This window comes from Blattabacterium cuenoti (assembly GCF_014251315.1).
GTDB lineage: Bacteria > Bacteroidota > Bacteroidia > Flavobacteriales > Blattabacteriaceae > Blattabacterium > Blattabacterium cuenoti_AJ.
On the sequence record NZ_CP059185.1, the window covers coordinates 19,017 to 44,492 of the forward strand.

Below are 25,476 nucleotides of genomic sequence, written 5' to 3' on the forward strand. Positions count from 1 at the left end.
ATTTTTCTTTTTCTTCTGATTATGAAATCAGTTTTTTTTCTATAAAAAATAAATTTCAAAAAAAAGGTAAAAATCGTTACGATTATTTTTTCTTCGATCAAAAAAATTATGCAAAATATTCAATACCAGTTAATTTAGAAATTGATTTTCATTCTAATTATGAAAAAAATTGTTTCAACAAAAAACAATTTGTTCATACTTTTTTAAATTTTAATGGATCTATAAATATTACAAAATATTGGAAAATCAGTTTTAATGCAGATTACGATTTATTAAAAAACAAAATAATATTAGCAAATATTATTTTTGATAGAGATTTAAGAAGCTTTGATATGAGTTTTAATTGGATGTTTGTAAAAAATTCTTCCTGGTCTTTTTTTATAGGATTGAAAGATCCTAATTTTAGGAATGTTATACAGTACAATGAAAAAAACTAATTAATCATGATACCAAAAAAATTTTCAATAGAAAAAATTCCATCCTATGGTCCATATAATACATGTGTTCTTGTTGGAGGTTTTTTATTCATTTCCGGTCAAATAGCTGTAGATAAAAATACTGAAAAATTAATTTCAGATAATATAGAAATGGAAACAAGAAAAATTATGGAAAATATAAAAATTATTCTTTCAGAAAATAGAATAGGATTTCAAAATGTTGTCAAAACATCTATTTTTGTAACAGACATAAGTTTTTTTTCTAAAATCAATAATGTATACTCTGAATTTTTTCATGAAGGAAGTTATCCAGCTAGAGAAACTATACAAGTTTCTGCTCTTCCTAAAAATGCTAATATTGAAATATCTTTAATAGCATACAAGAATTAATTATGTTTATTTATAATTAATTGTGAAATATGTATTTTTAATTTCTACTATTATTTTTTTATTCTTAAACAGAACGTATTCTAATTCTGTTAATAAAGTAAGAAAAACAGTACAAATAATTCATGCTGATCTAATACAAAATAATGATCAGAACCAAGCTTTTGTTTTAATAGGGAACGTTCATCTAAAATATGATAAGTATCATCTTTTTTGCGATAAGGTTATATATAATAATGATAAATATTATGGATATGGAAATGTAAGATTAGAGTCAGGAAAAAATAAAATAATATCTCAAAATATAGTAGGAAATTTTTTTGATTTTCAATTGTCAGGGAAAGTTGTTCTATATCAAGGAAAAATCAAATTAACAGCGGAAATTATTCATTACAATTTTCAAAAAAAATTACTTCAAGCTATTAACGATGTTGTTTTGTTTTTTGATAAAATCAAATTAACTACTAATATATTAAAATATAATTTCATACTAAATCAAATTTCTTATAAAGAAAAAAGCATTATTCATTATGGAGATTATATTATATATAGTAAAGAAGGTTTTTTTGAAATTAATAAAAAAAAGATAGAGTTAAAACATGAAATTAAATTAATTAGCAATAATTATACTGTATATGCAAAGTCATTAGAATATTTATTAAAACAAGATCAAGTAAATTTTTATAACACTGCTATTGTAGTGCAAAATAAAAATATTAATAATTTTATTTATGCTAAAAAAGCACTATTCTCATTTCGGAAAAAAATATTTTTATTTAAAAATTATGTAAGTATTCATTATAATGATAAAATAATGAGAGGGGAATATTTATTTTTTGATCAGAAGAAAAAATATGGATTTATTAATAACCTTTTATTAGAAGATTCAAAAAAAAAATATTTTTTGATGAGTGAATATGGAAAATTTGATTTTGATTCTGGTTCTTTAATTTTAAAAAATAATCCAAAAATCGTAAAAATATTAAAAAATAATTCTGTTTTTATTTATTCAAATATTTTAAAAATAAATGTAAGAAAAAATCATACATATTCAATTCAAGCTTTTTCTGTAAAAAGCTTTTTTTTGAATGAATCTATTCAAGGAAAATGTGACTTTAATAGAAGGCAGGAATAAATTTTTATAAAAAAGAAAAAGAAAATAAAATAATATATTTTGATTTTTCTTTTTCTTCTGATTATGAAATCAGTTTTTTTTCTATAAAAAATAAATTTCAAAAAAAAGGTAAAAATCGTTACGATTATTTTTTCTTCGATCAAAAAAATTATGCAAAATATTCAATACCAGTTAATTTAGAAATTGATTTTCATTCTAATTATGAAAAAAATTGTTTCAACAAAAAACAATTTGTTCATACTTTTTTAAATTTTAATGGATCTATAAATATTACAAAATATTGGAAAATCAGTTTTAATGCAGATTACGATTTATTAAAAAACAAAATAATATTAGCAAATATTATTTTTGATAGAGATTTAAGAAGCTTTGATATGAGTTTTAATTGGATGTTTGTAAAAAATTCTTCCTGGTCTTTTTTTATAGGATTGAAAGATCCTAATTTTAGGAATGTTATACAGTACAATGAAAAAAACTAATTAATCATGATACCAAAAAAATTTTCAATAGAAAAAATTCCATCCTATGGTCCATATAATACATGTGTTCTTGTTGGAGGTTTTTTATTCATTTCCGGTCAAATAGCTGTAGATAAAAATACTGAAAAATTAATTTCAGATAATATAGAAATGGAAACAAGAAAAATTATGGAAAATATAAAAATTATTCTTTCAGAAAATAGAATAGGATTTCAAAATGTTGTCAAAACATCTATTTTTGTAACAGACATAAGTTTTTTTTCTAAAATCAATAATGTATACTCTGAATTTTTTCATGAAGGAAGTTATCCAGCTAGAGAAACTATACAAGTTTCTGCTCTTCCTAAAAATGCTAATATTGAAATATCTTTAATAGCATACAAGAATTAATTATGTTTATTTATAATTAATTGTGAAATATGTATTTTTAATTTCTACTATTATTTTTTTATTCTTAAACAGAACGTATTCTAATTCTGTTAATAAAGTAAGAAAAACAGTACAAATAATTCATGCTGATCTAATACAAAATAATGATCAGAACCAAGCTTTTGTTTTAATAGGGAACGTTCATCTAAAATATGATAAGTATCATCTTTTTTGCGATAAGGTTATATATAATAATGATAAATATTATGGATATGGAAATGTAAGATTAGAGTCAGGAAAAAATAAAATAATATCTCAAAATATAGTAGGAAATTTTTTTGATTTTCAATTGTCAGGGAAAGTTGTTCTATATCAAGGAAAAATCAAATTAACAGCGGAAATTATTCATTACAATTTTCAAAAAAAATTACTTCAAGCTATTAACGATGTTGTTTTGTTTTTTGATAAAATCAAATTAACTACTAATATATTAAAATATAATTTCATACTAAATCAAATTTCTTATAAAGAAAAAAGCATTATTCATTATGGAGATTATATTATATATAGTAAAGAAGGTTTTTTTGAAATTAATAAAAAAAAGATAGAGTTAAAACATGAAATTAAATTAATTAGCAATAATTATACTGTATATGCAAAGTCATTAGAATATTTATTAAAACAAGATCAAGTAAATTTTTATAACACTGCTATTGTAGTGCAAAATAAAAATATTAATAATTTTATTTATGCTAAAAAAGCACTATTCTCATTTCGGAAAAAAATATTTTTATTTAAAAATTATGTAAGTATTCATTATAATGATAAAATAATGAGAGGGGAATATTTATTTTTTGATCAGAAGAAAAAATATGGATTTATTAATAACCTTTTATTAGAAGATTCAAAAAAAAAATATTTTTTGATGAGTGAATATGGAAAATTTGATTTTGATTCTGGTTCTTTAATTTTAAAAAATAATCCAAAAATCGTAAAAATATTAAAAAATAATTCTGTTTTTATTTATTCAAATATTTTAAAAATAAATGTAAGAAAAAATCATACATATTCAATTCAAGCTTTTTCTGTAAAAAGCTTTTTTTTGAATGAATCTATTCAAGGAAAATGTGACTTTTTCAATTATGAATCTTCAAATGATTATGTTCAATTTAATGGAAACCCCATATTTTGGTTTCAGAACCGACAAATTACTGGTAAAATCATATATGTTCATTTTTTCAAAAATGAAAATAATAATTTTTTAAAAAATATAAAAATTGTTAAAAATGTTTTTTATGCAGAAAAAATAAACTCAAAAGAGTTTAATCAAATAGAAGGTGATATTATGACTGGATTTTTTAATAAAGAAAATTTTTTAGATAAAGTAATGATTCAAGGAAATATTAACAGTATTATTCATTTTAATAAAATAATTAATAAAATGTCTTGTGGTATTTTATCGATTGATTTAGATGAATCAAAAAAAATAAGAAAAATTTCTTGTTCAAAAGAAGTTCGTTCGGAATTAATTCCAATAAATAAAGAAACCCCTAATTTATCTGGTTTTTCTTGGAAAGAAAAAGATAAACAAAAAAATAATGAAAAACTTCTTGTCTATAAAGAAATAGACAAGTATAAAAAAGAAAACTTGTTAGAAAAAGAAGAAATTAAAACTATGATTAAATAGAATAAAATTCTTATGTATGAAAGAATTAGAAAAGGATTTTTTAAAATATCAAACTCAAATCAATCCATTCCCCATGAATATTATGGTAAATCATGCTGATGGGAGTTATATTTATGGAAAAAATGGTAAAAAATATTTAGATTTTGTATCAGGTGTTTCCGTAAATGTATTAGGACATGGAAATAAAAAAATAAAAGAAGCTATAAAAAAACAAGTAGATAAATACTTGCATACTATGGTATATGGAGAGTTTATACAAGACCCTTGTGTAAAGCTTTGTAAAAAAATATCAGAAAATATTCCATATCCACTTACTACTACTTTTTTAGTAAATTCTGGGACAGAAGCTGTAGAAGGAGCGTTAAAATTAGCGAAGTGTTATACAGGAAGAGAAGAAATTATATCTTGTAAATGGTCTTATCATGGAAGCACCCATGGTTCTATGAGTATAATGGGATATGAAAATTATAAAAGACCTTTTAGACCTTTGTTACCTTTAGTTAAATTTATCACATTTAATCAAATAGAAGAATTAATTAATTCTATTACAAATAAAACGGCTTGTGTCATTTTAGAAACTATTCAATGTTCTGCTGGAATTATTTTACCTGATAATTCTTTTTTAAAAGAAGTAAAAAAACAATGTAATGAAAAAAAAGCTTTAATGATACTTGATGAAATCCAAACTGGATTTGGAAGGACAGGAAAACTTTTTGCATTTGAACACTATGGAATTATTCCTGATATATTAATAATGGGGAAAGGAATGGGGGGAGGAATGCCTATCAGTGGTTTTATTTCATCTAAAAAAATTATGAAAACTTTTAGTGATATTATTCCTCTAGGACATTTAACTACTTTTGGAGGAAATGCTGTTTCTGCTTCTGCTTCTTTAGCTACTTTAAATCAACTTATCGATTCTAATATTATGGAACAAGTATCAGTAAAAGAAAAATGGATTAAAGAATATTTGGTTCATAATGAAATCAAAAATATTCGGGGGAAAGGTCTCTTTTTATCTATAGAATTAAAAAATAAAAATACAGTGGAAAAGGTTTTAAAAAATTGTCTAAGAAAAGGATTAATATTATTTCGTTTTTTATTTCATAGCAACTTCTTACGTATATCTCCTCCATTAACTATCACAAAAAAGGAAATCCAAAAAGGATGTTCTATTATCATAGAAAGTTTAAATAGACTTTAAAAAAATAATGTAATTGAGATTTTTTATTGAATTATCTTATAATGGGAAACATTTTTTTGGATGGCAAATTCAAAAAAAAGTAAGTACAGTAGAGGAAAAATTAGAATATTGTTTATCAAAATTATTAAAAACACCTATAAATGTCGTAGGCGCTAGTAGAACGGATAAAGGGGTTCATGCTAAACAAATGTTTGCTCATTTTGATTATGAAAAAGAAATTCGAAACAATTTCGTTGATCGATTAAATATTTTTTTACCTAGATCTATTAAAGTCTTCAGTATTTTTCCAGTAAAAAAAAATGTTCATGCAAGATTTGATGCTATAAAACGAACATATAAATATTATTTAACACGTGAAAAAAATCCATTTAATGAGGATTTTTCTTGGCATTGTTTATATACACTAAACATTCAAAAAATGAATATGGCTTCAAAAAAACTCATGGAGTATAAGGATTTTAGTTCTTTTTGTAAAAAAAGAAATAAAAACGAAAAAGAAAATAATATATGTAAAATTTATCATGCTAGTTGGTCTGAGGATAATAACGTTTTATGTTTTACTATCGAAGCAAATCGATTTTTAAGATCGATGGTTAGAGCTATTATAGGCCGTCTTATTGATGTAGGAAGAGAAAAAATTAGTATCAATGAATTCATAAAAATTGTAGAATTCAAAAATTCTGATTCTTGCAAGTTGATAGTCCCTGCATGTGGTTTATTTCTGACCAATATTCTCTATACAGAAGAGATTTTTTTATGAAAAAAAATTTTAATAAACAAAAATCATCTTTAAAACAGCTTATTAATATTAGTTTAAATTATAAACTAATATTAATATCAACAATTATTACTTCTATATTAATTTCCTTTATTTCAGCTTATCGTCCTAAGTTAATACAAAAAGCTATAGATATTCATATTCTTTACAAAGATTTTTTGGGGTTGAAAAATATATTGATGCTAATAATTATACTTCTTTTTTTAGAAAGTATATTTCATTTTGTTTTATTATATCTATCTAATATTTTGGCACAAAATGTGATCGAAAAAATAAGGATTCTTTTATTTGAAAAATTATTACATTTTAAAAATTCTTTTTTTAATAAAACTCCAATAGGAAAATTAGTATCTTATTCTGTATCAGACATAGAAACTATAATTGTAATATTTAATGATGGAATTTTACTCGTTTCTGGAGATATTTTAAGAATTATTATGATTATCATTATGATGTATACTGTTCATCCAAAATTGTCTTTTATAGTTTTTTTAACTATTCCTTTCATGTATATTATTACTCGTTTTTTTCAAAAAACGTTAAAGAAAACGTTTCATGAAGAACGTATTCAAACCTCACGTTTGAATAGTTTTTTACAAGAAAATATTATAGGAATGTCTATCATTCAACTCTTTCATAAAGAAAAAAAGGAATATTCAAAATTTCAATCCATCAATCGTAAATTAATGAATGCTCATTTTAAAACCATTTTTTATTTTTCTATTTTTTTTCCTATAGTAGAAATAATTTCTGCTGTAACCATAAGTATTATCATATTTTATGGAGGATTTCATGCCATTGAAATAGGAAATATTAAACCGGGACAAATTATTGCTTTTATTTTTTTTATCTATCTTCTTTTTCGTCCTATGCGACAAATAGCTGATAGATTTAATATTATACAAAGAGGAATAGCCGGAATTGAGCGTATATTTTCTATATTAAATTCTGAAGAAACTATTATTAATAAAGGAAATTTACGTTTGAAAGAATTAAATGGACATATTGTATTTAATGATGTTCATTTTTCTTATATAAATGATGAAATGGTATTGAATGGAGTTTCTTTTGAAATTCAACCAGGAGAAAAAGTTGCAATAGTAGGATCAACAGGTTCTGGAAAATCTACGATTACTCATTTGATTTCTAGATTTTATGAAATAAAAAAAGGAGATATTTGTATTGACGGACATTCTATTCAAGATATAGAACTAAAAAACTTAAGATCTCATATAAGAGTAGTCACACAAGATACTTTTTTATTTAATGATTCGATTATTAATAATATTACTTTAGGAGATCCATCCATTAGTTTTGATCAAATAGAAAATATGGCAAAAAAAATAGGAATCCATAATTTTATTACATCATTACCCAATGGATATAAATCCATAGTAAAAGAAAGAGGAAATTTACTCTCTCTTGGAGAAAAACAATTGATTTCTTTTTTAAGAGTTCAAATGCATCCTTATTCTGTACTTATCTTAGATGAAGCGACCGCTTCCTTAAATAAAGAATTAGAAAAAATGATTTATCATGCTACAGATCTTTTAACTAAACATAAAACTTCTATTATTATCACTCACCGTCTTTCTACATTAGAAAATGCTGATAGAATATTGGTTATTGATAAAGGATCTATTGTAGAAAAAGGTACTCATCAAGAATTAATTCAATTAAATGGATATTATTTCGGATTATATAAAGAATCTTTGAATAAAAAAAATTAACAGTTAATCTTTACATAATAAGTCTTTTTTAATATTTTTATTGCCCAATTTTTTACTTTATCTTTTTTCTTGATATCTATGACAAAATTTTTTAATATAGCATAATCTTCTTCAAAAGAAATGGGTTTAGGTGGAATTTCATCTAAAAATTTGAATAAAATAAATACTTCTTTTCCATTTATAATTTCCTTATAAGGATTAGTAATTGTTCCTTTTTTTAAAAAAAGGAATGCTTTTTTCATATTTTTAGATAATTGATTTTCATCAATCCAAATTTTATTTTTCACTATTACATCTGCTATTTTATTTTGATTTAATACATTAGGTATTTTATCTATATCAATTTTCTGATTCAGAATACGTTTTCTAAATAATTCTGCAAATGATTTCGTTTTGTCTAATTCATATTTCGAATACTTAGATTTGATTAAAATATGTCTAAAATCAATTTCATCTTTCCTTTTTTTTTCCATTTTTATTAAATGAAATCCTAAATCTGTTTCAAAAGGTTCAGATATTTCTCCTTCTTTTAAAGAAAGAACTAAATGCGATAATTTTTTTGAAAGATCGTTTATTTTGATTCCTTTTACAAGACCTCCTTGTAATGCTGAAGAATCATCTTCAGAAAATAAAATAGCTTTGGTAGAAAAATCAATATCAGAATGTATTTCTTTTTTGATTTTTTTTAAAAAATAAATTATTTTTCTTTTGTTAATTTCGCTTAGTTTAGGGTAAAAAATTATATAAGAAATACATATTTTTTTGGACGTGTAAGGGATTTGTTTCTGTGTTTTCTTCTTATCAAAAAAATATTTTACTTCTTTAGGAGAAGCTTCTACATTCTCTGTTATTTTATTGTAGTATTTTTCTATATATTGTTGATTTCTAATTTTTTCAGTTAATTCTTCTAAAAAATTTTTATTTTCAAACTGTATTAAAAACTCTTCTTGATTTATGTATTTTTTTTTCATTTCTGATAAAAATACTTGAGTTTTTAATTTTAATTCTTGATTATTGATTTGTATACTATTGTCTTTTTTTGCATGATAAAGCATTAATTTTTGAATTAAAAAATCATTTATAACATCAGTATTGCAAAACAATTTTTTACTGTTCCTGATTTCAGAATCTAAAATAATATCATTTCCAATTATTGCAGAAATACCGCTGATTTTTTCTAAATCAGAAGAATATAAAAAAAAATTATATGCACATAAAAATATAATAAAAAAACATTTTTCAATAAAATTTTTCATCACATACAAATATTCATATTTTTTTTAAAAACAAAAAATTTTAAAATCACTGATATTATGACTTTAAAGGTTAAAAATATATATAAAAAATATAAAAATAAACATGTAGTAAAAAATGTTTCAATTCAATTGAATAAAGGTGAAATAGTAGGGTTAATAGGCCCTAATGGTGCCGGAAAAACGACATCTTTTTACATGATGGTAGGATTAATTAAACCAGATAAAGGAAAAATATTTCTCTGCAATCAGGATATAACATCAAATCCAATGTATATACGTTCGAAAAAAGGAATCGGATATTTGTCTCAAGAACCATCCATATTTAGAAAATTATCTGTAAAAGATAACATTTTATGCATATTAGAAATGAAAAAAATTTCGGATCAAAAAAGAAAAATAATAGCAGAAAAATTAATGGAAGAATTAGGATTACAAAAAATTAAAAATAACCGGGGGGATCTTATTTCTGGAGGAGAACGAAGACGAACCGAAATTGCTAGATGTTTAGCTATAAATCCTAAATTTATTCTTTTGGATGAACCTTTCTCTGGGATAGATCCAATTGCTATAGAAGAATTACAAAAAATAATTCTTTCTCTAAAAAAAAAAAATATAGGAATATTAATTACAGATCACAATGTACAAGAAATTTTTACAATAACAGACCGTATTTATTTAATGTTTAATGGAAAAATCGTAAAAAGTGGATCCACTACAGAAATTATGCGGGATTCTGTGGTTAAAAAAATTTATTTAGGAAATCGAATCATAAATTTTAATAAAATAGAAGATGAATCATAGATTTGATGGACCAGAAATAGGATTATTTCTTAATGGAGAAATTCCTCCTTTTTTAGGAAAGGAATTTTCTTTTTATAAAAAAATATTTGCAGTGGATGGAGCATTTTATTATTTAAATGCATTCGGAGTTTCAGTAGATTATATTATTGGAGATTTCGATTCTCTTTTAAAAGAGGATATTCCTTTAGATTTAGAAACTCATTTATTCAAAATTTATGACCAAAGATATACTGATTTTGATAAAGCTTTAAATATTATTTATGATCAAGGATTTTTTAACATAAATGTTTGGGGCGCAAGCGGAATGGAACAAGATCACTTTTTAGGAAATTTATCTACAGCTTTAAAATATAAAAATAAATTATCTATTATATTTCATGATAAACATCATTTCTATTTTTTTTCTGATAAAAAAACTTCTTTTTATCAGAAAAAAAATAAGAAAGTATCTTTATTTCCATTTCCTAAAGTAGAAGGATTATATACTTATGGACTTAAATATTCCATAAAAAAAGGATTATTAAAAATAGGAGAGAATATAGGCATAAGAAATGAAGCTTATAGTCATCAAAATAAAAATAAAATAGAAATAAATTACAAAAAAGGAGAATTATTAATATTTATAGAAAAATAAAATTTCAAAATATTTTATATGTAGTTCAAAGCTTTAGAGTTTTTTTATCATACTTCTCACATGATTAGCAGATTTTTTCAAAAGATTATTTTCTTTTTGATTCAATTGCAGTTCTACAATTTTTTCTATTCCAGATTTTCCTAAAATAACTGGAACGCCTAAATATATATCTTTCAAGCCATACTGTCCTCTTAAAAAAGCAGAACATGGAAGAATACGTTTAGAATCTTTTAAGATCGCTTCTACCATTTTTACAACAGATGCACTAGGAGCCATCCAAGCAGATGTTCCTAACAAATTTACGATTTCTTCTCCTCCTTTTTTTGTTTTTTCAATAATTGCATTATTTTCTTCTTCTGATAAAAATTCTTTTATAGGAATTCCTGATACAGATGTATATCTGTATAGTGGAACCATAGTATCACCATGTCCTCCTAATAATAAAGATTGTATATCAATAGGGGAAATATTTAATTTTTTTGATAAAAAAAAACGATATCTAGTAGAATCTAATATTCCAGCCATTCCAATGATACGAGAAGAATCTACTTTAGCAGTCATATAACTTACATATGCCATAACATCTAATGGATTGGATACGATGATCAATTTAGCTTTTGGAGAAAAAAAAATAGATTTTTTAGTTACAGAACGAATGATTTCTGCATTAGTCTTAATAAGATCATCGCGACTCATTCCAGGTTTTCTTGGAATTCCACAAGTAATAATAATGATTTCCGAATTTTTGGATTTCGAATAATCATTGGTAATTCCAAAAACTTCAGTGTTAGATTTGATCATGGGTAACATTTGAGATATGTCTAAACTTTTACCTTCTGAAAGTTTTTCTATAATATCTAATAAAACAATTTCTTTGACTATATCTTTCTGAGCTAATAAACTAGCACAAGAAGCACCCACATTTCCTGCTCCAATAATAGTTACTTTCATTTTATTTCTTATTTTAAGATAATCTTATTTATCTAAATTTGTAATTTCTAAAGATAAATACAATTTCTATTTTTATGAAAGAGGATTACGTTAAAAAATTCTATTATAGACATATAGGTCCGTCTTGTGATGAAATTAATAATATGTTAAAAAAATTAGAATGTTCTTCTATTAAGGATTTTGTAAATAAAACTATTCCCAAAGAAGTACGTTTAAAAAGAAAATTGAATCTTCCAAACTCTATTTCTGAATATCAATATTTAAATCACATTTATAGAATAAGCAAGAAAAATAAAATTTTTCGTTCTTATATAGGATTAGGATATAAAAACACCATAACTCCAAGTGTTATTCAAAGAAATATTCTAGAAAATCCTAGTTGGTATACTCCTTACACTCCTTATCAATCAGAAATATCTCAAGGACGTTTAGAAGCTTTAATGAATTTTCAAACTATGATTTCAGATTTAACCGGAATGAAAATCAGTAATGCTTCTATGTTAGATGAATCTACGGCTGCAGCTGATGCTATGTTTATGATTTTTCAAGAAAAAATAAAAAAAAAACAAATAGATAATAATTATTATTTTTTTATTTCGGATGAAATTCTTCCACAAACTTTTTATGTTTTAAAAACAAGATGTTTCGGTTTGGGGATACATGTCATATATGACAATCATAAAAATTTAAAAAAAAAATATAACAATAAAAAAATATTTGGATTAATAATATCTTATCCTTCTGTTTTAGGGGAAATATATGATTACACTGAAACAGTTAAATATGCAAAGCATCATAAAATATCAGTAATAGTTTCTACAGATCTTTTATCTTTATCTTTATTAAAACCTCCTGGAGAATGGGGTGCTGATGTCGTTATAGGATCTAGTCAATCTTTTGGAATCCCTATGGGATATGGAGGCCCTCATGCTGCTTTTTTTTCTACTCATGAACAATACAAACGTTTTATTCCTGGAAGAATTATCGGAATATCAGTGGATCAAAAAAATAAAAAAGTCTTTCGTATGGCTTTACAAACAAGAGAGCAACATATCAAAAGAGAAAAAGCGACTTCTAATATTTGTACATCACAAGTTCTTCCCGCTATAATGGCTTCTATGTATGCTTTATATCATGGAAAAAAAGGATTAATAGAAATCGCAAAATGTATTCATAAACATGCTAAGAAATTAGAATTTTTACTGATGAATAATATCAATCATCTTTCTCAAGTAAATGTTTTTTATTTTGATACTTTAAGAATTAAAACAGATAACATAAGTAAAATAAAAAAAGTGGCAGAACGTAGAAAAACTAATTTTAGATATATAAATAAAAATCATTTAACGATTACTCTAGATGAAACAACTAGACAAGAAGACATAAATCATATCTTATCAATTTTTTATGAAGCATACAATAAAAACAAAAAAACGTATAAAAAAATAAAATATCATACCACGAATATTCATAATAAATATAAATTTCCTGTTTTTTTAAAAAGAACTTCTAATTTTTTAGAACATAAAGTTTTTCATAAATTTTATTCAGAAAATGAGCTTATGCGTTATATCAAAAGATTAGAAAAAAAAGATATATCCTTGATTCATTCTATGATTCCACTTGGATCATGCACCATGAAATTAAATGCTTCTGCAGAATTATTTTCTTTAAGTCAACATGAATGGAAAAATGTACATCCTTTTGTTCCGGATAAACAAGCGATGGGATATCATTTTGTCATTCAAAATTTAAAAAAATATTTGAAAGAAATTACTGGATTTTCTGGAGTTTCTTTACAACCCAATTCAGGAGCTCAAGGAGAATATGCTGGACTCATGGTTATCAAACATTATCATCATTCATTACAAGAACATCAAAGAAATATAGCATTAATACCTTCTTCTTCTCATGGAACAAATCCTGCTTCAGCAAATATGGCTGGTATGAAAGTTCTATTAATAGATACAACAAGTGATGGATCTATTAATAGAAACGATTTTTTGAAAAAAGTAAAAGAAAATAAAGATTTATTATCTGTATTAATGATCACTTATCCTTCTACTTATGGTATATATGAAAAAGATATTAAGGAAATTACAGATATAATTCATGAAAATGGAGGACAAGTTTATATGGATGGAGCTAATATGAATGCTCAAGTAGGGTTAATGAAACCAGCATATTTAGGTGTAGATGTTTGTCATCTTAATCTTCATAAAACTTTTGCTATTCCTCATGGAGGGGGAGGTCCTGGTATGGGCCCTATTTGTGTAGCTTCACATCTAAAACCTTTTTTACCGAATCATCCTTTTCAAGAAAAAGAAAATAACAAAAAAAACGAAAAAATATTAACTATATCCTCTTCTCCATATGGTTCTTCTTTAATTTTAACAATTTCTTATGCTTATATTCGTTTATTAGGGCCAGATGGACTTAAAAAATGTACAGAAATATCTATATTAAATGCGAATTACATAAAAGAAAACTTAAGAAAGTTTTATAACATATTGTATGTAGGAGAAAACAACACTGTTGCACATGAATTAATTATAGATTGTAGAATTTTTAAATCTATGGATATAGAAGTTATAGATATAGCAAAAAGAATGATGGATTATGGATATCATGCTCCTACTGTATCTTTCCCTGTCGAAGGATGTATGATGATAGAACCAACCGAAAGTGAATCTAAAGAAGAATTAGATCGCTTTATTGAAACTCTTATCAATATAAGACAAGAAATTAAGGAGATTGAAGATGGTAAATTTTCAAAAAAAAATAATGTATTAAAAAATGCTCCACATAGTATAGATATTTTAACTCAAAATGAATGGAAATATCCTTATAGTAGAGAAAAAGCAGCTTATCCTTTATATTGGATTAAAGATAGGAAATTTTGGCCACCAATAAGTCGTGTTAATGACGGATATGGAGATAGAAACTTAATATGCACATGTATATAAGTAAGTAAGATATAATTTAAAATGTTTTAAATTTTGAATATGGGATTACATGAACTGAATCAAATAAATTTCTTTCATATTTAAGTAATCCTGTAATGGCTATCATAGCACCATTATCCATAGTGTATTTTTTTTTTGGAAGAAAAACTTCGTATTTTGTGTCTTTTGCAAAAAAAGACACAAATGTTCGTCGAATTTCATAATTCGCCGAAACTCCTCCCGACAAAGCTATTCTAGAAATACCAGTTTTTAAAATAGCTTTTTGTACTTTTTCCAAAAGTATTTCAGCTGTGATTCTCTGTATAGAAGCACAAAGATCAGATAAATTATGTTTTATAAAAAATGTATTTTTGTTTAATTTTTTTTTTAAAAACTGCAGTACATCGCTTTTGAATCCACTAAAACTAAAGTCCAGTCCACTTACTGTAGGTTTTGAAAAAATAAATTTTTTGTCATTTCCATTTTTAGAAAAAAATTCGATCATAGGACCACCAGGATAATGAAACCCCAATTTTCTTGCAATTTTATCTAAAGTCTCTCCTATAGAATCATCTAAAGTAGATCCTAATATTTTCATTTGAAAAAAATCATTTACTTGTATGATTTGGGTATGACCTCCACTTATAACTAAACTTAAAAATGGAAATTTTGGATAAGAATTATTAACATTTGCATTTTGTATAAAATGAGAAAGAACGTGAGCTTGTATATGATCTACAGTTAATAAAGGAATTTCTAATCCCATAGAAAATGATTTTGCAAAAGAAGCTCCTACCAATAATGAACCAATTAATCCTGGGCCTAAAGTAAAAGATACAGCATCAATTTGATATCGATCGATTTTTGCTGAAAAAATAGCTTTTTGAACAGCTTTTGGAATATTTATATCATGTAATCGTGAAGCTAATTCAGGAACAACTCCTCCGTATTTTTTATGAATTTTTTGATGAATAATAATATTAGACAACACATTTCTATTTTGAATAATAGAAACACCTGTATCGTCACATGAGGATTCGATTCCAATAATTATCGGTTTTTTTTTCATAAAAAAAATAACAATATCTTTGAAAATGAAGCATGTCTTTTTCCATCAATTTCAAAAAAAAAGAATCCTTATTTTATTAATTTTATTAGGATTGTTTTTTTTTGCTATTTATCATAAACAAGAAATAGAAAAAAAAACTTATACATTTTTTTTGAAAATTTTTTTGAAAAAAGTAAGGAATCATTTAAACGAAAAAATCATTATAGAACATGCCTCTATTAATTTTTTAAAAAAAGAACTTATTTTTTATAATGTACAAATTTTAGATCATCATAATTTTCCTTTTATTTATTTATCTAAATGTAAAATATCTATTCATAATTTACTTTATTTTATTTTTATAAATTCGAAACACTTAAGGATAAAAAATATTTTTGTTGAAAATTCCTCTTTTTTTATAAAAAAATATTTCCGAGAAAAAGAAAATAATATCCTTTTTTTTATCAAAAATTTTTTGATTCATAAAAAATTAAGTGAATCTAATATTAATCTGGTTACTTGTTCCAAATTCATAATAAATAAATCTTATTTAAAATACAAAAATGAAAATTTTCATAACAAAATAAAATATTTTTTCTCTAGTTGTATAAAAAATATTCGAATTGATAATAAAAAAATAAAAGCTTCTATTTTTTCTTTTAAATCTAAAGAATTAATAAAAAAAAAGAAACTTCCTATTATAGAAAATCTGTTTTGTGATTTAATATATCATTATACTTCAAAATTGGAAGTTCACAATTTTTCAATAAAAACATCTAATAGTTATTTAAAAGGATATCTGATCTTATCTCAGAATGAAAATAAAAATGAAAAAAACATACAATGCAAAATTTTTGATGGATCAAAATTAGGTTCAGATCTAGGAATTTTTTTTTATAAAAAATGGAATTTTTACTATCAAGCATCTATTCATGGTTATATTCATAGCAAATTGAATAATAAAGAAAAAATATTTTTTCTTGACAATTTTTTTATAAAAGATTCACAAAAAAACAAATTATTTGCAAATCAAATTCATATTTATTATGCAAATAAAGAATGGAAAAAAATCCAGTTTTTTAAAACTTTTATTCAATTTCATCCTTATAAAATAAAGAAAATAATTTCACATAATTTTGATTCCAAATTTTTTAGATTTTTTTCAAATCTGAAACAACGTATAATTTATAAAGGAAATTTTTCCTTATCTGAAAAGAATTTAATAAAAATAAGAGGAATTGTAAAATATCACTTTTTTGTAGCCAAAATATCAACTAATGTTGATTTAGTGAATAACCAATATACAGGTAAAATTTTCATAGAAAAAAAATATCTTTTTCTTTTTTTTAAAGAAAATAAAGATATTTTTTGGTCTCTGTCAAAAAGAATACCGTTTTATGATACATTATCAAATTTATGTATTATGAATTTTGAAGGAAATTTTTATAAATTTTTTATATCTCTATTTTTTTCTTCTCATTTTCATTCAGATTTAGAATATAAAATACATTTTAAAGGAAAAATATTTTCCCATTTTCAAAAAATATATGTTAATATACACAATAAAAATAATCAAAAAAATATTAAAATAATATTTGAAAATCAATCTTTTCAAAAAATCAGTATAAATATATATGATATGATTATTGGTCATATTTATAGATTTATAAAACGAAAAAATTCATATAATAAAGAAATAAAACATGTAAACTTTAATTTTTTAGTTAAAAAATCTTTTTTTGATTTTATAAAACCGATAATAAAAAATAAAAATACATTTTCTGATATTCAAATTTCAGGAGAAAAAAAAGATAATATATTTAAAATGATATTTCATACAAAAAAAATACAGTTAAATGAAATTTCCTTTAATAAATTATTTGTAATAGTGGATTCTTCTTTAAAAAAAAAAATACAGATTCATATAGAAAAAATTATTTCCAAAAACTTTTTTTCAAAAAAAATAAATATATCTGTTTCAAATCAACAAAATTTTTGGATCATAAATTCTAAATTTCTTTTCAAATTTAAAAAAGAAGAATACAAGGAACAGATACTGAATCTTATATGTAAAAAAGAAGAAAATTTTTTATTTTGTTATCCTTTTCTTTCTAAATTAAATAGAAATGGACATAATTGGTTTACTGATTACAATTATCATAATTCGGGAATTATTAAAATTGATTTTATCAATCAAAAATATATTATTGAAAATATTATTTTTCGTTCTGAAAAACAAAAAATTATTTTTAATGCAAATTATATTAATAATCAACAAAAAATATTTCAATTTTATCTAAAAAATGTGCAATTAAAAAAAATCATATATAACAAAAATATAGATGGTTTTGCAAATGGTTTTTTTTTGTGTAAAAATGTTTCTAATCAAATAGAACCTAATATTAATATCGTTATTCAAAATTTTTCAATTGGAAAAACAATTTTAGGAAATTTTTACATTTCCTCTTTTCATAAACATAAAAACGAAAGTAATTATGAACTGAATGGAGTTCTTCGAAAAAATTCTTATGATATTTTGAAAATTTTCGGAAATATCAAAAATGAATCTCAAAATCAATCCAAACTTAATTTGGATATCATAGTTCAAAATTTTAGAATAGATAATTTTTCTTTTTTTTGGAAAAAAATGAATAGTGAAGTAAGAGGATATTTAACAGGACAGATACAAGTTTTTGGTTATTTAAATGATCTTCATTACTTTGGAAAATTAAAAATTCAAAAATTCGGGATTAGAATCAATTCTTCAAATACGGATTATGAAATTAAAAGTCCAGCTTATATCAATATTATTTCCAAATATTGCATATTATCTACTTCTTATTTCATAGATACTAAATATAGTACTAAAGGATATATTAATGGTTTTTTTTCACATAAAAACCTTCTTCAATGGAATTTAATAAAACTATCTATCGATACAAAAAATTTGCTTGTTTTAGACTCAAATGAAAAACAAAATGATTTTTTATTTGGAAGAATATTTACTCATGGTAAAATTAAAATAACAAAAAAAGAAAACAAAATTTGTATTTCTATGAATGATGGAAGAATTTTGAATTCTTCTCATTTATATATCAATCCTAAGAAAATATTAGAATATCAGAAAAAAAATGTATCCGAAAAAAAATTAAATAATTACAAAATAAAAAATGATTATTTATTAATAGATATTAAAACTATTATAGATAAAAATACAAAAGTATCAATCTTCTTCAATAAGAATCATTTTTTTGAATTAAGAGGAAAAGGTTTTCTTTTTATAGAAAAAGCATCCGAAAAAAATATACAAACTAGTGGTAGATTTTTTGTAAAAAATGGATTATATCATTTTTATAATGATGAAAAAATTCCAATAAGATTAGAAAAAAAATTCAAAATAAAACCAGGAGGATCTCTTACTTGGAAAAATGATTTTTATCAATCAAATATTGATTTGATCGCTTATGATACTAAATATGTATACAACGTGACTGAATATATAGACATAATAAACAATCCAAAATATCATAAAAATATGATACTTACAGAATTAAGAATTAATATTTATGGTAAAATACAAAGACCTAATATTAATATGGAAATTTTTTTTCCTGGTAGTAATGAATATATCCAAAAAAAATTATCAGAAAAATTTAATTCTTTTGAAGAAAAAACAATGCAATTTATGTCTGTTCTAATATTAGGGAAATTTCTATTAAAGAATGATATTATAAAAAATTTTTTATATTTTTCTATGTATGAAATCATTGTTAAAAAAATTAAAAAATATGTTAATTAATTCTATAATCTCTATTTATAAAAAAATTATGAAATTATTTTCTAGATAGAATGGAATAAAAAATATAAAAATATCTTGAAAAACAAGAACCTATTTTCTTAAATAGAAAGTTTTGTATCTTGGTATTTTTAATACCTTTATTCACAAAAAATAAGAAAAAACAAAAATATAAAACAATGATTCTAAGATATAATACAGACGAAATTGACAATACTATTGTCAGAAAACTAAATATAAATGCTAGAACTCCATATACTGAAATTAGTAAACAAATCAGTCAAGAAATCAAACCATTATCTGTTGGAACAGTTCATGTTAGAGTAAAGAAATTGGAAGATGCAGGAATCATCAAGGGAAGTACTTTGATTATAGGATATGAATCATTAGGCTTTCATTTAATAGCTTTTGTAGGAATTTTATCAGATTCTCGTGAATCTAAATTAGTCAAAGAAGAATTAAAAAAAATACCAAATATAGTACAACTATATATCACTTCAGGAAAATACAATCTGTTTTGTAGAATTATTGCCAGAGACCCTTCAGATGCAAGAGATGTTATTTCTAAAATAGGGGAAATCAAAGGAGTACTTAGAACAGAATCTACTATTTGTTTAGAAGAAAGCATAAATGATGAAAATAGATTGTTATCCAATATATTACATAAACATCAAACATCTTATCAAAAAAAAATATAATAATATAAAAATTGGGAATTATTATTATAATTTTCTATTATTTCAATATGAAACTTCTTTTCTAAAGAAAAAAAATCCATTTTTTCGAAAAAATTGTATATCATGCAATTTTTTTTTAGGTAATGGCGAACTTCTTCTTTTTATTTAAGTAATGGCTAACTTCTTCAAGTTTTATAATAAATATAATAAAAATATTGCATATAAAATTTTAGTTATAATTGTTGCAATCTTATTGTTGACATTTTTTTTCCCGAAAAAAGAAATTTTTAAATATGAATTTTCAGAAGGAAAAATTTGGTCTTATGGGAATTTATTTTCTCCATTTAATTTTTTAGTTCCAAAAAATAACCAAGATATAAATTTGGAAATAAAAAAACTAAAAGAAAATCAAGAAATATTTTGTATTAGAAATGATAAAATAGAAAAAAATATAAAAAGAAAGATAAAAAAAATTTCATTCATACGAAAATATTACTATAAAATCGTTCATAGAATAATTAACACAATATATAAATATGGATATATAGAGGATTATAATCATTTTTACAAACAAAATAAAACTTACATAATTTTTTTTAAAAAGGATAAAAAGTGGATTTCAATTTTATCCAAAAAAATTTTTACTCACAGAAAAATCAATAATATTATTGAAAAAAATTTTAAGATAAAAAGTCCTCGTGTGAGGATTTTAAAAAAAATTTTAAGAAAAATTATCGTTCCCAATTTATTTTATAGTCAATATCATACTGATTTTTTTTTTCAAAGAAAAATACAATCTATAAAAAAAATTAAATATTCCTTTACAAAAGGAGATAATATTATTAATAATCATGAAATTATAAATAAAAATAAATTTAAAATTTTATCCTATTTCAAAAAAGAATATGAAAATAAAGTATGGAATAAGAAAAAGTCCTATTGTCTTGTTATAGGATATTTTTTAATGATAAGTATGATATTCTCTCTATTTGTATTATATATTTTTTATTTTGAAAACAAAATATTTCATAATAACAGAGAAATTAATTTTTTAGTTATAAATATATTATTAATATCATTAATAACCATTACTATTCTAAAATATCATTCTAAAATATTATATATAATTCCTTTTTGCATACTTCCCATCAGTATCCGTGCTTTTTTTAATTTTAACTTAAGTATTTTTATTCATTTAATAACTATTTTGTTATTATCCTTAATTGTCCCAAATAGTTTTGAATTTATTTTTCTTCAAATCACTGCAGGTTTTTTAGTTATGTTGACAAAAAAAAATATTTACAAAATGGAAAATTTATTCATTGCTGCAACAAAAATAACTATTACTTATGTTATTACTTTTATTTTACTCACTTTAATTCGTGAAGGATCTTTAATAAAAATTTCTTTGTATACTTTTTTTTTATTTTTTTTTAGTGGAATGTTAACTTTATTTGTTCATCCATTAATATTTCTTTTTGAGAAATTATTGAATTTAACTTCAGATATTTCATTATTAGAACTATCTGATACCAATACTCCTATATTAAGATTATTATCTCAAAAAGCTCCAGGAACTTTACAACATGTTTTAACAGTAGCAAACATCGCAGAAGAAGCTGCTGTTTCTATTGAAGCAAATTCTTTATTAGTAAGAATAGGTGCAATTTATCATGATATAGGAAAAATTGAAAACTCTACGTTTTTTACTGAAAATCAACATAATATAACTGACCCTCACGAAAAATTAAGTCCAAGAGAAAGTGCAAAAATTATTTTAGAACATGTATCAATAGGAGTTGAACTTGCGAAAAAATATCATTTACCTGATCCTGTTACTGATTTTATACGGACTCATCATGGGAATAGTGTAGTTCATTACTTTTATGAAAAACAAAAAAAGATATATCCAAATATAAAAGTGGATAAAAAACAATTTCAATATTCTGGTCCAAAACCATTTTCCAAAGAAACTGCTATTGTAATGATAGCTGATTCTGTAGAAGCAGCTTCAAAAAGTATAAAAAATCCATCGACTGATGATCTGAAAAATTTAGTAGAAAATATAATAAAAAAACAAAAAATAGAAAATCAATTTTCCAATGCAGATATTACTTTAAAAGAAATAGAAAAGGTAAAAGAAGTTCTTAAAAAAAAATTAATGAATATTTATCATACCAGAATAGAATATCCTGCTCCATGATTATATTATTTGTTTATTTAACAGATCTACTTTAGATTTGTATCTTTTTGGAGAATTGCCGGAGTGGTTAACGGAACAGTTTGCTAAACTGTCGATGTGTAAACATCGCGTGGGTTCGAATCCCACATTCTCCGCAAAAAATAACGGGGTATAGCGTAGTTTGGTTATCGCGCCTGGTTTGGGACCAGGAGATCGTAGGTTCAAATCCTGCTACCCCGATTCACGTGAGATCACGTGGCTCAAATGGATAGAGCAACTGCCTTCTAAGCAGTAGGTTACAGGTTCGAATCCTGTCGTGATCATTTTTTTCCTTCTAATACTTCATCTATCATTCCATATTCTTTCGCTTCTATAGAGGTCATCCAGTAATCTCTATCTGAATCTTTTTCTATTTTTTCAATAGGTAACCCTGAATGTTTCGATATGACTTCATAAAGTTCTCTTTTTAATTTTAAAATTTCACGAACTGTTATTTCAATATCTGAAGCTTGTCCTTGTGTTCCTCCTATAGGTTGATGAATCATGATTCTAGAATGTTTTAATGCAGATCTTTTATTTTTCACTCCTGCACAAAGTAATACAGCGGCCATAGATGCAGCCATTCCAGTACAAATAGTCGCTACATCTGGTTCTACAATTTGCATGGTGTCATATATGCCTAATCCAGCATAAACATCTCCTCCTGGAGAATTAATATATATTTGTATATCCTTTATAGGGTCTACAGATTGTAAAAACAATAACTGAGCTTGCACTATATTTGCAACTTGATCTTCTATTGGAGTCCCTAAAAAAATAACTCGATCCATCATAAGACGAGAAAAAACATCCATTTGAGCTACATTCAATTTTCTTTCTTCAACAATATAAGGAGTCATAAACTTTATATATTCATCAATTTTTAAGCTACTAATTTTCTTATGTTTTATGGCATACAGCATAAACTCTTTTGATTTTTTATGATAATCCATTTATTTTATCTTTTATGTTGAAAATTTTATTAAAGTTACTTTCTTCTATGTAAAATTTTGCAAAAAAAGTTTATACCATGCATAAAAAATATAGAAATTAGAAACTTTTAATACTAAAAGTATTGACTTTGTACAAAAAATTAGCAATACAAACAATTATTTATTCTATAGGATTCATATTTCCAAAAATTGTTAATTATGCTTTTCTAAAATTTTTTACTGTTTCTTTTAAAAAAGAAGAATTTTCTCTTTATACAGATATGTATGCATTATCTTTTATGGTTATAGGATTTCTTTCTTTTGGATTAGAAAATACCTACTTTAGATTTTTATATAAAAAAAATTATAACAAAGAAATTGTTTTTTCAACGGGAGTTATAATACAATTATTGATAAGTTCTTTTTTTTTAATAACTTCTATAAAGTTAATAAAATATATAGCTTATATAGCTGGATATCAAGATCATACAGAATATTTTTTTATGTTTTTTTTGATTATATTTTTTGACACAATTTGTATTTTACCGATGGCTTGGCTTCGTGTTAATGATAAACCTTTACAATATTCTATAATAAGTGTAATAAATATCTTGATTCAATCATTTCTAATAATATATTTATTCTTTTGTTATGATAATATTTATGTTTATGGGGAAAAAACTTTTTTTATCTTTAAATGGGTTAGTTCTTTTACAGACAAAATAGGTTACATATTTTTTGCAAATATGATCTCTTCTTTAGGCAATTTATTTTTAATACTTCCTATTCTTTTCAAAGAAGTAACTATAAAGAAATTTAATAAAATTCTTGCTATAAATATGTTAAGTTATGGTATTCCTATCATGCTAGGAACTATAGCTTTTTCCATTAATGAAAATTTGGATAAAATTTTGATTAAAAGATGTGTTTCAGATGAGATTAATGGATCTTATTCAGCTTGTTATAAAATCGCCACTTTTATGAGTCTATATATCAGAATTTTTAAATTAGGAATTGAACCTTTTTTTTTTAAAAAATCTAAAGATTCTGATGCGATATATTATTATGAAGAAATTACTTACATGTTCATTTTATTTGGATTAATTTTCTATGTGTTAATATGTGGAAACATAAACATATTTATGAAATTTTTAATTGATAAAAAATATCATGTTTCCATTTCTATTATTCCTATAGTAATGATGGGAAATCTCTTTTTGGGAGTTTATACTAATTTATCCATCTTTTATAAGATTTTAGATAAACCTATTATTGGAACTTATATATCCTTAATCGGTGTATTAATCACTTTTTTATTTAATATTATTTTCATCATTACTTCTACTAATAATAATAGTTTTATGATTCCTGCTTGGGGTACTTTGATATCTTATGGGACGATGCTAATAGTTTTATACATTTGGGGGAAAAAAAAATTTTTTAAATTTCGCGATAAGAAAATAAGAAATATTATCATACACTTTTTATTTGCACTTTTTATCGTTTTTGTGATCAAAAAAAAAATGGAATTAAGCTTATTTTTACAATTTTTATATTTAATAATTATTTTTCTTTTAGAAAAAAAAAGATTTATGAATTTAATCAAATAAATAAAAGAGAGCTTTGCATAAAAAAATATATGAATCAATTTTAATTGCTAACATAAAAAAATCTGTTTCTATTAATTTTTTGGAAAGAAAATTGATTTCTACAGGTGTTTTTATTAAAATATCGAAAAATATTAGATATTCTTTTTTTTTGAAAAAAAAATTTATAGAATCTATTTGTATAATTCATCTCACAAAAAGTAAAGAACATATTTCATGCAAAGAAATTAAAATAATTGTAATCAACGTTTTTTTTAAAAATATAATGATAGAACCCTATGAAAAATTAGGAGTATTAGATATAATTAAAAATATTGAAATAAAATGGAAAAAATGTTCTCTTTTAAATCTAAGCATAAGAGGAAGTAATAATTTTGGAAGTACTGGAATATAAAAATAAAT

19 protein-coding genes, 3 tRNA genes and 1 pseudogene are annotated in these 25,476 nt (G+C 23.2%); 19 read left to right on the forward strand and 4 right to left on the reverse strand.

The genetic code is table 11. The annotated features are described in order from the left end of the window. From H0H74_RS00080 to H0H74_RS00115, 8 genes and pseudogenes are all read left to right on the forward strand, one after another. Positions 1-437 (forward strand): annotated as a pseudogene (locus H0H74_RS00080) (putative LPS assembly protein LptD); the annotation flags it as partial. Between the two features lie 6 nt (positions 438-443). Next, positions 444-827: a Rid family detoxifying hydrolase gene (locus H0H74_RS00085; RefSeq protein ID WP_185849239.1), complete on the forward strand. Its 384-nt coding sequence runs from the start codon at positions 444-446 to the stop codon at positions 825-827. Positions 828-849: 22 nt separating this feature from the next. Beyond that, positions 850-1,959 (forward strand): OstA-like protein, encoded by a 1,110-nt coding sequence (locus tag H0H74_RS00090; RefSeq protein WP_238784095.1) that lies wholly within the window; start codon positions 850-852, stop codon positions 1,957-1,959. 485 nt (positions 1,960-2,444) lie between these two features. After that, the gene (locus H0H74_RS00095) at positions 2,445-2,828 is read left to right on the forward strand and encodes a Rid family detoxifying hydrolase (RefSeq protein WP_185849239.1); all 384 of its coding nucleotides are present in this window, start codon (positions 2,445-2,447) and stop codon (positions 2,826-2,828) included. 22 nt (positions 2,829-2,850) lie between these two features. Continuing rightward, the gene (locus tag H0H74_RS00100; protein ID WP_238784096.1) at positions 2,851-4,494 is read left to right on the forward strand and encodes an OstA-like protein; all 1,644 of its coding nucleotides are present in this window, start codon (positions 2,851-2,853) and stop codon (positions 4,492-4,494) included. Between the two features lie 16 nt (positions 4,495-4,510). After that, entirely contained in the window at positions 4,511-5,698 is a 1,188-nt protein-coding gene (locus tag H0H74_RS00105; RefSeq protein ID WP_185849240.1) for an aspartate aminotransferase family protein, read from the forward strand. A gap of 13 nt (positions 5,699-5,711) precedes the next feature. After that, positions 5,712-6,458 (forward strand): tRNA pseudouridine(38-40) synthase TruA, encoded by a 747-nt coding sequence (gene truA, locus H0H74_RS00110; RefSeq protein WP_185849241.1) that lies wholly within the window; start codon positions 5,712-5,714, stop codon positions 6,456-6,458. Then, positions 6,455-8,206 (forward strand): ABC transporter ATP-binding protein, encoded by a 1,752-nt coding sequence (locus H0H74_RS00115; protein WP_185849242.1) that lies wholly within the window; start codon positions 6,455-6,457, stop codon positions 8,204-8,206. Before truA ends, H0H74_RS00115 begins: the two co-directional genes overlap by 4 nt. On the opposite strand, the gene H0H74_RS00120 is transcribed toward H0H74_RS00115, so the two are convergent. Continuing rightward, entirely contained in the window at positions 8,203-9,462 is a 1,260-nt protein-coding gene (locus H0H74_RS00120; RefSeq protein ID WP_185849243.1) for a peptidylprolyl isomerase, read from the reverse strand. The two genes, H0H74_RS00115 and H0H74_RS00120, sit on opposite strands and share 4 nt — an antisense overlap. Positions 9,463-9,519: 57 nt before the next feature. On the opposite strand from H0H74_RS00120, the gene lptB reads away from it, so the two are divergent. After that, complete coding sequence (gene lptB, locus H0H74_RS00125; protein ID WP_185849244.1) at positions 9,520-10,263, forward strand: LPS export ABC transporter ATP-binding protein; 744 nt, start codon at positions 9,520-9,522, stop codon at positions 10,261-10,263. Further along, positions 10,253-10,897, forward strand: a complete 645-nt coding sequence (locus tag H0H74_RS00130; RefSeq protein ID WP_185849245.1) for a thiamine diphosphokinase — start codon at positions 10,253-10,255, stop codon at positions 10,895-10,897. Before lptB ends, H0H74_RS00130 begins: the two co-directional genes overlap by 11 nt. Before the next feature lie 33 nt (positions 10,898-10,930). Here the strand turns inward: H0H74_RS00130 and mdh are convergent, their stop codons facing one another. Further along, the gene (gene mdh / locus H0H74_RS00135) at positions 10,931-11,848 is read right to left on the reverse strand and encodes a malate dehydrogenase (protein WP_185849246.1); all 918 of its coding nucleotides are present in this window, start codon (positions 11,846-11,848) and stop codon (positions 10,931-10,933) included. Between the two features lie 74 nt (positions 11,849-11,922). Here mdh and gcvP point away from each other — a divergent pair, with 74 nt between their 5' ends. After that, a complete protein-coding gene (gene gcvP / locus H0H74_RS00140) occupies positions 11,923-14,814 on the forward strand; it encodes an aminomethyl-transferring glycine dehydrogenase (protein ID WP_185849247.1) in 2,892 nt (963 codons plus the stop codon). A gap of 16 nt (positions 14,815-14,830) precedes the next feature. Here gcvP and tsaD read toward each other — a convergent pair whose 3' ends face one another. After that, a complete protein-coding gene (tsaD, locus tag H0H74_RS00145; RefSeq protein WP_185849248.1) occupies positions 14,831-15,862 on the reverse strand; it encodes a tRNA (adenosine(37)-N6)-threonylcarbamoyltransferase complex transferase subunit TsaD in 1,032 nt (343 codons plus the stop codon). Between the two features lie 25 nt (positions 15,863-15,887). Here tsaD and H0H74_RS00150 point away from each other — a divergent pair, with 25 nt between their 5' ends. The 6 genes from H0H74_RS00150 (at position 15,888) to H0H74_RS00175 (ending at position 22,819) form a co-directional block, all read left to right on the forward strand. Further along, positions 15,888-19,640: a translocation/assembly module TamB domain-containing protein gene (locus H0H74_RS00150; protein ID WP_185849249.1), complete on the forward strand. Its 3,753-nt coding sequence runs from the start codon at positions 15,888-15,890 to the stop codon at positions 19,638-19,640. Between the two features lie 176 nt (positions 19,641-19,816). Further along, a complete protein-coding gene (locus H0H74_RS00155; protein ID WP_185849250.1) occupies positions 19,817-20,335 on the forward strand; it encodes an Lrp/AsnC family transcriptional regulator in 519 nt (172 codons plus the stop codon). A 151-nt stretch (positions 20,336-20,486) separates the two neighbouring features. After that, a complete protein-coding gene (locus H0H74_RS00160; RefSeq protein ID WP_185849251.1) occupies positions 20,487-22,517 on the forward strand; it encodes an HD family phosphohydrolase in 2,031 nt (676 codons plus the stop codon). A 49-nt stretch (positions 22,518-22,566) separates the two neighbouring features. Beyond that, positions 22,567-22,651 (forward strand) — tRNA-Ser (locus tag H0H74_RS00165). Between the two features lie 10 nt (positions 22,652-22,661). Further along, positions 22,662-22,736, forward strand: a tRNA-Pro gene (locus tag H0H74_RS00170). A gap of 9 nt (positions 22,737-22,745) precedes the next feature. After that, positions 22,746-22,819, forward strand: a tRNA-Arg gene (locus H0H74_RS00175). On the opposite strand, the gene clpP is transcribed toward H0H74_RS00175, so the two are convergent. Beyond that, positions 22,817-23,488 (reverse strand): ATP-dependent Clp endopeptidase proteolytic subunit ClpP, encoded by a 672-nt coding sequence (gene clpP, locus H0H74_RS00180; protein WP_185849252.1) that lies wholly within the window; start codon positions 23,486-23,488, stop codon positions 22,817-22,819. The two genes, H0H74_RS00175 and clpP, sit on opposite strands and share 3 nt — an antisense overlap. Before the next feature lie 128 nt (positions 23,489-23,616). On the opposite strand from clpP, the gene H0H74_RS00185 reads away from it, so the two are divergent. After that, positions 23,617-25,077: a lipopolysaccharide biosynthesis protein gene (locus tag H0H74_RS00185; protein WP_185849253.1), complete on the forward strand. Its 1,461-nt coding sequence runs from the start codon at positions 23,617-23,619 to the stop codon at positions 25,075-25,077. Positions 25,078-25,090: 13 nt separating this feature from the next. Next, positions 25,091-25,468, forward strand: coding sequence for a dCTP deaminase/dUTPase family protein (locus H0H74_RS00190; protein ID WP_185849254.1), 378 nt, complete (start codon positions 25,091-25,093; stop codon positions 25,466-25,468). The last annotated feature ends 8 nt before the right edge of the window (positions 25,469-25,476 follow it).